The following is a 10873-nucleotide window of genomic DNA, read 5'->3' on the forward strand; positions in this document are numbered from 1 at the left end:
CGCTGGTAGTGGCGACGAGCCAGTCTATGGAGGAGTGGAACCCGTTCCTCCAGACATACGTCATCGAGCACCAGTTCCGGCAGCTGCAGTACGAGCCGCTCATTCATGCCGATGCAGAGACGTTCGCCCCGACACCCGCGCTCGCAGAGGAATGGGAAGTCTCCGAAGACGGTATGACCTGGACGTACTACCTGCGCGAGGATGTCACGTGGCAGGATGGCGAGCCCTTCACCGCTGCGGACGTTGAGTACACGTACCACATCATCCGGGAAGACCCCGTGATCAGCGCTCGTGAAGCGGCCGTCAACGACGTGCTCGACGAGGTCGAGGTTGTCGATGACCACACGGTCGTGTTCCATCTCAACGAACCCGACATTCGCTGGGAGACAGAAGATCAGGTAATCGTCCCCAAGCACATCTGGGAGGAGCACGAGGGCGCGTGGGGCGAGTACGCCAACGACGACTTCCCGATTATCGGCACCGGTGCCTTCCAGATGACGGATTTCGAGACGGACACCTTCATCCGCTACGAGCGATTCGATGACTTCTATCGTGGCCCGGCCGGCTTCGACGAGATCGTGTTCCAGTACTACACCGAGCCCGATACATCGGTCGCGGCCCTGGAGACGGGGGAAGTCGATCTGATCGGTGGCCTCAACGAGCAGCAGCTCGAGCGCCTGGAGGGTCAGGACCATATCGAGGTGAACTCGGCGCCGGACCGTCGCTTCTTCGCCTTCCGCTTCAACGTCGGCGCGCAGACGCTCGACGGCGAGGAGTTCGGTAGCGGACACCCCGCGTTGCAGGATGTCAACGTTCGTCAGGCGATCCACCACGCGATCGATCGCGAGGAACTCGTGGACCGTGTTCGCGGCGGCTACGCGGACCCCGCATCCAGCATCGTCCCGAGCACGTTCTCGGATATCTACTGGGAGCCCACGGCCGACGAAGCAGTGAACTTCGACCTGGAAGAAGCGGGCAGACTGCTCGACGAAGCCGGGTATGAAATGGGCGATAACGGCGTTCGCGTCGACGCAGACGGCGAGCCACTGCACCTCCGATTCGGTGTGGATGCGGGCAATGTCGAACGCGAGACGACCGCGCAGTTCATCACCGAATGGCTGACCGAGCTCGGCATCAGCATCGAGCAGATCATTTCGGAAGATGTCCAGGACCTCTATGACGAGGGCGACATGGACATCGTCTTCACCGGCTGGGGCATCGGCCCGAACCCCGAGTACAACCTGTACCGACAGTCCTGTGGCCAGCTGCCGGCAGCCCCCGGTGACGGCACGACCGACACCTTCTACTGCAACGAGGAGTATGACCAGATCGTCGCGGCTTCGCAGATCGAGACGGATGAAGAAGCGCGGACAGAGCTGTACCACGACGCGCAGCGGATTCTGTACGAAGATGCACCGATCATCTTCCTCTGGTACCCCAATGTGATGGAGGCGTACCGCACCGACAAGATCGAGGGCTTCGAAACGCAGCCCAGCGGTGAGGGCATGGTCATGGGGCAGATGGGCTCCTGGGCATACCACGGTGCGCAGCCTGCGCAGGGGGAGAGCGCTTCGGGAACTCCGACCGGTGTGCTCATCGGCGTCGGTGTCGTCCTCGTACTGGGCGTCGCCATCCTCGTATTCGTCATGATCCGTCGTCGCAGGACCGCTGACGAACGTGAGTGACACCGTCCAGATGGCAGCACTGTCGGGGTCATCGCCAGATGGCCCCGGCGGTGCCAAGCCGCGCAAATCACGGATCAGCGCAGGTTTCGGCAGATACCTCGTCAACCGCGTCAGCGGTACCGTAGTATCACTGATCGCCGTGCTGTTCTCCGCGTTCTTCATCTTTCGCGTGCTTCCCGGTGACCCCGCGCGAAACCTCATGCAGGAGATGCAGAACCCCTCGGCGGAACTCGAAGCGGCACTTCGCGCCGAATGGGGCCTTGACGAGCCGCTCTGGGCGCAGTTCTGGCGGTACATCACCGGGCTCGCCCAGGGGGATTTGGGGACATCGATTCAATACGGTGTTCCGGTCAATCAGCTCTTCATGGATCGCCTCGGGCCAACACTGCTGCTCGGGGGAATCTCTCTCGTTCTCGCGCTGATTATCGGCTTCAGCCTCGGTTCTCGAGCGGCTTGGAAGCACGGCTCGCGGTTCGACAAGGGGAACGTGAACTTCGCGCTCCTGTTCTTCTCGGCACCTACCTTCTGGGTAGCGATGATCGCCATCATCGTCTTCTCCAGGGAGCTGCAGCTCTTCCCGACCGGGCGCATGAGGTCATCACAGACGCAGCCGAACATGCTTGCCGAGTTGCTCGATGTAGGGCACCACCTCGTACTCCCCACCGTCACGTTGACGGCCATGATCTACGCGGGGTACCTGCTCACGATGAGAGCTTCCATGCTCGATGAAATGGGCAGCGATTACCTCACCACAGCACGAGCGAAAGGGCTGCGCGACGATATCGTTCGCCGTAAGCACGCCTCCCGCAACGCTCTGCTGCCGACGACAACCGTCGTGTTCATGTCGATCGGAAACGTGATCAACGGCTCCCTCATCACGGAGATGATCTATTCCTGGCCGGGCCTCGGGTACACGTTCTACCAAGCGATCGCCGTGCCCGATTATCCGGTACTCCAAGGGCTGTTCGTGATATTCGCGAGCGCAACCGTTCTGGCCAATCTGGGAGCTGACATCTTCTATTGGTTCATCGATCCGCGTGCACGGAAGGCGTAGGGACAATGACACAAACTCCTGAAACTTCAGCTTCCGGCCCGTCCAACATCAGGAACGTCAGGCTGCAGCGTTGGAAGCAGTCGGCGGGGATGATCTGGCGTGACTTCCGCAGCCAGCGCTCCGGAGTCATCGGGCTGATCGGTCTGGCGGTCTTCGTGCTGGTCGCAGTGCTCGCACCGCTCATCGCGCCGGCGGATGTGCTGTCGGTGACGCAGGCCACGGGCGGCAGGATGCAGCCTCCCGGTGATGGGTATCTGCTCGGCACCGACGAGTTCGGCAGACCGATTCTTACACTGACACTCATCGGCACGCGCGTGACGCTCATCATCGGGATGGCCGCTGCGCTCATGGCGATGGTCCTCGGAACGCTGGTCGGCATCGTCGCAGGGCACTTCGAAGGGCGAGTGTCCTGGGTGCTCATGCGGATTACCGAGTGGTTCATGAATTTGCCCACGCTCGTACTCGCCGTTGTTCTGGTGGTTGTGCTCGGACGCGGGATGCTGGTGTTGATCATCGCGATCGGCGTTACGTCTTGGGCCGGCACGGCCCGCGTCATCAGAGCACAGACGCGCGCAGTCGAAGGCAGGCCCTACCTCGAGCGCGCCCGTGCTCTCGGTGCCGGTCACGGTCATCAGATGATGCGGCACGTGCTACCCAACGTCATGCCGCTCGTGCTCGCCAGCACGATCATGTCGGTATCCGGCGCGATCCTTACTGAGTCCACGCTCGCGTTCCTCGGCCTGTACGACCAGAGCAACCTTTCGTGGGGCATGATGCTCAACCGGGCGTGGAGCTCGGGCGCGATGTCGGCGGGTGCCTGGTGGTACATGATTCCTCCGGGAGCCATGATTCTGCTCGTGGTGCTGTGCTTCACGCTTGTCGGGCGCGCACTGGAAACTGCTCTCAACCCGCGGCTGCGCCGCTGACGAAGGGTCGAAACAAGCATGACGAATACACCGTTGCTGCAGATCAATGACCTGCAGATCACGTATAGAAGCTCGCGCGGGGAGATCCCGGCTGTGCGCGGGGTCGACTTGACGCTCAACTCGGGTGAGACCCTGGGCATCGCGGGCGAGTCGGGATGCGGAAAATCCACAGTCGCGATGGCGATCCTGCGACTGCTGCCCGAGAAGACGAAGGTCGAGGGCGAGTTGTTGCTGAAGGGCGAAGACATCCTCAAGATGCGCTGGGGGAAGATCCGTGCTGTTCGTTGGGCCGAGGCATCCATCGTGTTCCAGGGTGCTCAGCACGCCCTGAACCCGATGCACAGGGTTGGTCAGCAGATCGCCGAGCCCATTGAACTTCACCAGGGCATCAAAGGGCCCACGGTCGACAAGAGAGTGGAGGAACTGCTGCAGCAGGTCGGCCTCCCCGCTTGGCGTATGCAGAACTACCCCCACGAACTGTCGGGTGGTCAGCGCCAACGCGTCATGATCGCCATGGCGCTAGCCTGCGACCCCGACCTCATCATCGCCGACGAGGCGACGACGGCGCTTGATGTCATGGTGCAGGCGCAAATCCTGACGTTGCTGCAAGAGCTCGTCAGCCAAAGGAATGCCGGGCTCATCATGATCAGTCACGACCTCTCGGTGCTGGCCGAAGTGTGCGACCGCACGATGGTGATGTATGCGGGGAAGGTCGTGGAGTCGGGCGACTCGACGAGTTTGTTCGACGCACCCCGGCATCCCTACAGCGACGCTCTCGGGGCTGCTTTTCCGGTCATCGGCGACCCCGCTGCCCGCAATAACCCGCGGGGACTTGCGGGTGACCCGCCGGTGCCGGGCCAGCTTCCCCCCGGTTGCAGCTTCCATCCGCGCTGCCCGGTCGCAAGGCCGGAGTGCGCGGAGACGGAGCCGGAGTTGCTCGAGGTCGCGGTGCTGGGCGGCGACGGTGCTGCTGCGCCGCAGGATGCCGCGGGCCCTCGTCTGAGCGCGTGCATCGTCGCCCAGGGCGGAGAATCGATACGTTTCACGCGCTCATCAGCGTCAGACATGCCCCAGGAGGAGGCCCGATGAACAATAGCGGCGCAGAAGGCGCAGGGGATGCACGGCTGGTGGCGCAGGACCTCAGCGTTACGTTTTCGCTTCCGGGCTCGCGTCAGGCGCACGCGGTCGACGGCGTGAACCTCGAGGTCGGCGCAGGGGAGATCGTTGCGCTGGCCGGGGAGTCCGGGTGCGGGAAGACGACGCTGGCTCGCACGCTGCTCGGGCTCGAGCAGCCGACCGACGGCAGCGTGAGCTACAACGGCGAACCGCTCGGACGGTCGACGCGAGCGCTCCGCAAATTCAGGCGTCAGGTGCAGATGGTTCTGCAGGACCCGGCAGGTGCCCTGAATCCTCGCCAGACCGTCTACGAGGCGGTCGCGGAAGGGCTGCGAATTCACGGCATCGAGGGCGATAACGAGGCAGAACAAGTCATGGAGGCGCTTTCGCAAGCGGGACTCCGGCCTCCCGAACGTTTCCTGATGAACTACCCCTACGAGCTCTCGGGCGGTCAACGTCAGCGAGTCGTGATCGCTGGTGCGCTGGCGCTTGCCCCGAAAATCCTTGTGGCTGATGAGCCTGTTGCGTCTCTTGACGCGTCCGTGAGAGGGGAGATTCTCGCGCTACTGCAGAAGTTGCGCGACGAATTCGGCCTTGGCGCCCTCGTCGTCACCCACGACCTCGGGCTCGCGTGGAACATCGCCGATCGCATCGCCGTCATGTATCTCGGCCGAATCGTCGAGCAGGGGCCGGTCGAGCAGGTACTGAAAGACCCGCAGCACCCTTACACGCGTGCGCTCGTGTCCGTGCTCCCGGAGTCTCCTCTGGCCGACGAGGCCGTGGTGCTTGCCGGGGAGGCTCCCGACGCATCGAGTATCCCGGGCGGCTGTCGCTTCCATCCCCGATGCCCCATCGTCGCGGATGGCCGAGCCGCGGAAGCGGGTGTCGAGGAGCAGTGCAAGAGCCACAAACTGCAGATCTTGGCATCGAAACCCGACCAGTGGCAGGTCGCCTGCCACTACGCTGCCACACGAGAACTCGAAGGAGTGGAGTCGGCCGGGCTCGAGGCCGAGGGCAGGGCTGACAGGTGAGCGAGACGCAACCCGGATTCGAAGTCGGGGAGCTCGACGACCCACGGTCTTTGCACGTTCTCGTAAACAAACTGCGGCCCTTACGGCCGATTCGATGGGAACCTGAGGATCTCGTCATGCCCAACGGCATCGAGAATACGAATGGGCAACCGATTCGGGCGACTGCGGCACAGGCCCTCGAGCGGATGTTCGCTGCGGCCGCCGACGACGGACTCCCGTTTCGGATCACGAGCGGTTACCGCAGTTTCGAAAAGCAGGAATCGCTCTTCAAGGGCTATTCGGAGAGGGACGGTGTCGCCGCCGCCGAGACGTATTCGGCCCGGCCGGGGCACTCGGAGCACCAAACGGGGCTCGCCGTCGACCTCGACGACGGATCGGGGTTCGCCTTCAAGAGTGAGTTCGGCAAGACGCGCACCGGCCTTTGGCTGCGGGAGCACTGCGCGGCCTACGGATTTCTCCTGCGATACGACCAGGGGGAGCAACCCGTCGTCGGCTACATCTACGAGCCGTGGCACTTCCGGTATCTCGGCACCGAGATCACTCTCGACATGCGCGCGAGGGGCATCGCCAATTACGAGGAGTACGCCGGAGCGGAGGCAGCTCCCGATTACGTTCGCTAAAGCTCTTGCAGCACGACGGTGAGGAGATCGACGCGCTCCCGCAGCGTCGACGCGACGATGTGCTCGTCGAGTGCGTGCGCACCCCCTCCGAGCGGGCCGAAGCCGTCGATCGTCGGAATCCCCAGGGCCCCGATCAGATTCGTGTCGCCCGCTCCGGCCGCGGGCCTGCCCTCAATGCTCTGCCCGACCGTCGCGCCCGCCCTGGCAATGGCCTCTGCCAATGCACGGTCACCGTCGGATGCGCGCCAGGCCGGTCTGCTGGAGAGCGTGTCGACCTCCACGGTGGCGCCTTCACGCACCGGTTGGAGCGCCTGCAGGCGGGACAGCACGCTGTTCTCCGATTCGGGTTCTACGAATCGCAGACCGATCTCGGCTGACGCACGTTCCGGTACGACGTTCGCTCTGCTGCCGCCGGAGATCACGCCGACGTTCGCGAGCACGGGGGAGGGGAGATCCGGGTCGGACGTTATCGCGCGCACCGCCAGGAGCTGGTCGACGAGTTCGTCGATTGCGGACACGCCGTTCTCCGGGTCGAGCGCAGCGTGGGCCGAGCGGCCACGGACGCGGAGGACGACGCGAGTGCTGCCGCGGCGCCCGAGCTTCAGCGCTCCGTCTGGGTGCGGTGACTCGAAGCCGATGGCCGCACGACAGCCTGATGCCTCGTCTCTCACGAGGTCACGCGTCGTCGGGGAACCGACCTCCTCGTCGCAGTTGAGCACAATGCGTACGGCGCTGCGAGGCCGATGCTGCAGCCGCTCCAACGCAGCGCACATGACGACGATCCCGCTTTTCATGTCGAAGACGCCTGGCCCGCGGATGATGCCATCGCTCTCCGACCACGGCAGTTCGGAAGCCAGTGTTCCCGTTGGCCAGACGGTGTCGGTGTGGCCGACGAACAGGATGGGTTCCCCGTGGCCGGCGAAGTCGGCGACGAGATTCGTGCCGGCCTCCGTTGCAACGGTTCGGACCTCCCCGCCCAAGGCGATGAATCGATGGGCGATGATGCGCGCGATGCGCTCGCTGGCTTCAGGGTCGAAGGAGGGCGTTTCGAGTTCGACGAGTTCGCGGAGAAACAGGAGGTCCTGCTCGTTATGGGACGAATCCCCCTGTGAAAAGTTCATGGTTTATGAAACGTATCCTACCGCCTGCTTCGTTGCAAGCACTGTATCCTATGGCTCTGGCTGGTCGCCCGCTGCAGTGATAAGAAACGTATAAACCTCTGAAAACTCGGTGGCTGCTTAACCGCTGACCCGCGGTGATGCAGGGGTCGCGCATGCCGTGCCCATACGTTCAGATTCGGCCGCCGCGAGCGGCGAGGACTGCTCTGCCGCGCGGTGTTCGAGGAAACATGTCGATAGCGCGCCGCAAGCCGGCCGCGGCCTCCGTGACGCCGAATGCGACCGTGTTCGGTTCGAGCTTCACGCCCTCGGCCAAGCGGCCGATGGGGAGCGGGTCGAATCCGAAGTCATCGACGATGCGGGCGACAACTGCGTTGGCGTCTTCGTCGTCTCCCGCGATCGCGATCGCGTTGCGGTCGGCGGCCCCGGGCTCGGCCCAGAGTTCGTCGATGTCGTGGTACCCCATGTGATTGAACGCTTTGACGACGCGAGAGTCCGGCAGCCTGGCCTGCACGATCTCGCTCGTAGAGGTCGACGGGTCGGTGAGATCGTCACGTGGGCCATCCGCCTCGAGCCAGTGGTTCATGGCATCGATCACGACCTTGTTGCGCATCTGCTCTGCTGGGAGGGCGTCGAGTGCGCCCAGGGGGAGCGCGAGCATGATGACGTCCGCGAGTTCCGTTACGCGTCTCGCCGATTCGACCTCCACACCCGGGATCGTCGCCGTCAGATGCGCACGGATCGATGCAGGGTCGCCCGAACCCGCGATCAGCACGCGATAGCCGGATGCGGTTGCCCTCGCGGCGAGCACGGTGCCGAGCTTGCCTGCCCCGAGGATGCCGATGACCGGCCTAGAGGTCGCGCCATTAGGTTGCGGTGGCTGCGGTGTGCGCTGGGGTTCTCGGGCTTCTTTGTCGGCCTCGAACGCAGCTTGGCTCTTCCACGGATTCGATCCACCGGATCGAATCCCCTCCTCCGCCTTGCCCAAAAATCACACCGCCCATCCTCGCTTCTGGCTTAACCTCTTAGCCACCTCGCTGTAGCTCGTCACCTCGGTGATTCCCGCCGTTTCTCGGCCAATACCGACAGCCAGAACAATTACGCTTTTGAGTCACTGTATTGACCGAGAAACGGCGCACGCAATGGGTGAGTCGGTTCGGATGGCGTCTAGAGGAGCGCGTGCTCTGCGACGTAGTCGCGCAGCGCTTGCTCGTCGTTGGCCATTTCAACCACCCGCTGCTCGGCGGACAGCAGATACTGCAGGTGCTCGGGAATCTCCGGGTCTTTACCGGTCGCTTCGATTACGATCTCGCTGAACTTCGCGGGCTTCGCGGTCTCGAGTACGAGCATCGGAACACCGTCTTCAAGGTGCTCGCGCGCGACCTTGACGCCATCGGCGGTGTGCGGATCGATGAGAACGCCGTGGTCCTCGAACGTCTCGCGGATGGTGGCGACGCGGTCGTCGTGGGTGCTGGATCCGCTCGCGAAGCCGTATATGTCGCGCAGGGCATCCTTGTGGTCGCTGAAGTCGAGCTCGCCGCTCGCATCGAGAATCGCCCATGCTTCGCGCAGGCGGAGGCCATCGCGGCCGACGAGGTCGAAGATGAAGCGTTCGAGGTTCGAGGCCTTGGAGATGTCCATCGAGGGGCTGCTGGTCAGGTAGGTGTTCTCGCTCGCGCGGGGGCGGTAGATGCCGGTGCGGAAGAATTCGTCGAGCACGTTGTTCTCGTTGCTCGCGAGAATGAGCCGGCGAACGGGCACCCCCATGCTCTTCGCGAAGTGGCCGGCGAGAATGTTGCCGAAGTTGCCGCTCGGCACCGTGACCGAGAATTCGAAGCTCTCGCGCTGTTCGGGGCTCAGCGCATCCGTGAGTCGCAGGAACGCCCAGACGTAGTAGACGATCTGCGCGGTGACACGGCCGAGGTTGATCGAGTTGACGGCGCCGAGACGGTAGCGCCGTTTGAAGTCGAGATCGCCCGCGAGCGCTTTGATGTGGTTCTGTGCGTCGTCGAAGACGCCCTCCATCGCGATGTTGTGGATCGTCGGCTCGGTCAGCGAGTACATCTGGGCGCGCTGGAAGTCGCTCATGCGGCCCTTCGGCGAGAGCATGAAGACCGCGACGGAGTCCTTGTCGCGGAAGGCGTACTCCGCCGCCGAGCCGGTGTCGCCGCTCGTGGCTCCGACGATGTTGAGCGTGCCGCCTTTGCGCTGCAATACGTACTCGACGACCTCGCCGAGGAACTGCATCGCGATGTCTTTGAACGCGAGCGTCGGGCCCTCCGAGAGGCCCAGGAGCGAAACGTCGTCGTCGATCTGCGTGAGGGGGACGATGGCGTCGTCGACGAAGCGGTCGGTGCTGTAGGCGCGGGCGACCATGGCCGTGAGGTCGGGAGTCGGGATGTCGGTTGCGAACAGCCCAATGACCTCAGCGGCCAGGGAGTGGTAGTCGAGGGCGCGCCACGCTTCGAGTTGCTCTCGCGTGATCGTCGGCATGGTCTCGGGAACGACGAGTCCGCCGTCGGGCGCGAGCCCCTCGATGAGTACCTCGCTGAACGTCGCGGGATCCATGCCTCCGCGGGTCGAGATATAGCGCACTGTCACTCCTTCTAGGTGGCATCCGTGTGCTGGTGCACGACGCGCTTCTAAGTCTACGTGCGAGCGGATACCCGGCTCGCTTCCTCGAATCGCCTCACCCACCCCTAGGGTGCGAAAAACTTCGAAGAATGACCATCACGTTTCCGACTTTTTCGCATCCCGCCCGCTCTTGATGCGAAAAACTTCGAAGAAAGACAGTCATGTTTCGAAGTTTTTCGCACCCGGTGATGAGCGGTGCGCGAGCTCGCGATGAGCGCGAGAAGAATGGCTTGCCATACTGGTAGTCATGCGTGCAGTGACCGAGGGAGAGCTTCGATCGTCATTCATCAACGCGACGGATGCTGAGCTGGCGCGGCTCCCCGTGCCCGGCATCCACGAGTCCATCTGGGAGGAGCGGGAGTTCCTCGGCTGGCGAGACGTGCAGGCGCCGCAGCTCGGCTACATCGTGCACTGGCGCGGCGACCTGCTGGTCGGCGTCGTCGTGCGTTCTGCCATCGGCGGTCTGCGCCCCGGGATTTCGGCGATGTGCTCGCTGTGCCGTTCGACGCAGCCGGCGACCCAAGTGCGGATGTTCAGCGCCAGGTTCGCAGGAAAGCGCGGCCAACGGGGGTCGACGGTCGGCACGTACATGTGCGAGAGCCTCGAGTGCCCGTTCATTTTGCGCAAGGCGCCACCGAACCTGACGACGCCAACGCAACTGGAGCGTCGTGGAGGAGCCATGATGGAGC

The 10873-nt window shown here is 63.7% G+C and carries 10 protein-coding genes; 7 read left to right on the forward strand and 3 right to left on the reverse strand.

Going from position 1 to position 10873, the window contains the following annotated elements:
* The 6 genes from Q0O95_RS11225 to Q0O95_RS11250 form a co-directional block, all read left to right on the forward strand.
* Nucleotides 1-1685, forward strand: a 1685-nt coding sequence (locus Q0O95_RS11225; protein ID WP_293698573.1) for an ABC transporter substrate-binding protein, incomplete at its 5' end; no start/stop codon positions are given.
* Complete coding sequence (locus Q0O95_RS11230) at nt 1678-2739, forward strand: ABC transporter permease (RefSeq protein ID WP_293698576.1); 1062 nt, start codon at nt 1678-1680, stop codon at nt 2737-2739. The genes Q0O95_RS11225 and Q0O95_RS11230, both read left to right, overlap by 8 nt.
* A gap of 5 nt (nt 2740-2744) precedes the next feature.
* Nucleotides 2745-3665, forward strand: coding sequence for an ABC transporter permease (locus tag Q0O95_RS11235; protein WP_293698579.1), 921 nt, complete (start codon nt 2745-2747; stop codon nt 3663-3665).
* An 18-nt stretch (nt 3666-3683) separates the two neighbouring features.
* A complete protein-coding gene (locus Q0O95_RS11240) occupies nt 3684-4754 on the forward strand; it encodes an ABC transporter ATP-binding protein (protein WP_293698581.1) in 1071 nt (356 codons plus the stop codon).
* A complete protein-coding gene (locus tag Q0O95_RS11245) occupies nt 4751-5812 on the forward strand; it encodes an ABC transporter ATP-binding protein (RefSeq protein WP_293698584.1) in 1062 nt (353 codons plus the stop codon). The genes Q0O95_RS11240 and Q0O95_RS11245 overlap by 4 nt, the downstream gene beginning before the upstream one ends.
* A gap of 116 nt (nt 5813-5928) precedes the next feature.
* Nucleotides 5929-6432 carry a D-alanyl-D-alanine carboxypeptidase family protein gene (locus tag Q0O95_RS11250; protein ID WP_293698588.1) on the forward strand — a complete coding sequence of 168 codons (504 nt, stop codon included), beginning with the start codon at nt 5929-5931 and terminating at the stop codon, nt 6430-6432.
* On the opposite strand, the gene Q0O95_RS11255 is transcribed toward Q0O95_RS11250, so the two are convergent.
* The 3 genes from Q0O95_RS11255 to thrC form a co-directional block, all read right to left on the reverse strand.
* Complete coding sequence (locus Q0O95_RS11255) at nt 6429-7553, reverse strand: M20 family metallopeptidase (RefSeq protein ID WP_293698591.1); 1125 nt, start codon at nt 7551-7553, stop codon at nt 6429-6431. The two genes, Q0O95_RS11250 and Q0O95_RS11255, sit on opposite strands and share 4 nt — an antisense overlap.
* A gap of 169 nt (nt 7554-7722) precedes the next feature.
* The gene (locus tag Q0O95_RS11260; RefSeq protein ID WP_293698594.1) at nt 7723-8538 is read right to left on the reverse strand and encodes an NAD(P)-binding domain-containing protein; all 816 of its coding nucleotides are present in this window, start codon (nt 8536-8538) and stop codon (nt 7723-7725) included.
* A gap of 179 nt (nt 8539-8717) precedes the next feature.
* A complete protein-coding gene (thrC, locus tag Q0O95_RS11265; protein WP_293698597.1) occupies nt 8718-10145 on the reverse strand; it encodes a threonine synthase in 1428 nt (475 codons plus the stop codon).
* 286 nt (nt 10146-10431) lie between these two features.
* Here thrC and Q0O95_RS11270 point away from each other — a divergent pair.
* The coding region (locus Q0O95_RS11270) for an FBP domain-containing protein (protein WP_293698601.1) at nt 10432-10873 on the forward strand (442 nt) is incomplete at its 3' end.

The organism is uncultured Agrococcus sp. (genome assembly GCF_945915485.1).
Lineage (GTDB): Bacteria > Actinomycetota > Actinomycetes > Actinomycetales > Microbacteriaceae > Agrococcus.

Excerpts from the sequence above, each read along its gene's own strand:
- Q0O95_RS11235 (WP_293698579.1), top strand. The coding sequence starts at position 2,745 with ATGACACAAACTCCTGAAACTTCAGCTTCCGGCCCGTCCAACATCAGG.
- Q0O95_RS11240 (WP_293698581.1), top strand. The coding sequence starts at position 3,684 with ATGACGAATACACCGTTGCTGCAGATCAATGACCTGCAGATCACGTAT.
- Q0O95_RS11245 (WP_293698584.1), top strand. The coding sequence starts at position 4,751 with ATGAACAATAGCGGCGCAGAAGGCGCAGGGGATGCACGGCTGGTGGCG.
- Q0O95_RS11250 (WP_293698588.1), top strand. The coding sequence starts at position 5,929 with ATGCCCAACGGCATCGAGAATACGAATGGGCAACCGATTCGGGCGACT.
- Q0O95_RS11255 (WP_293698591.1), bottom strand. The coding sequence starts at position 7,553 with ATGAACTTTTCACAGGGGGATTCGTCCCATAACGAGCAGGACCTCCTG.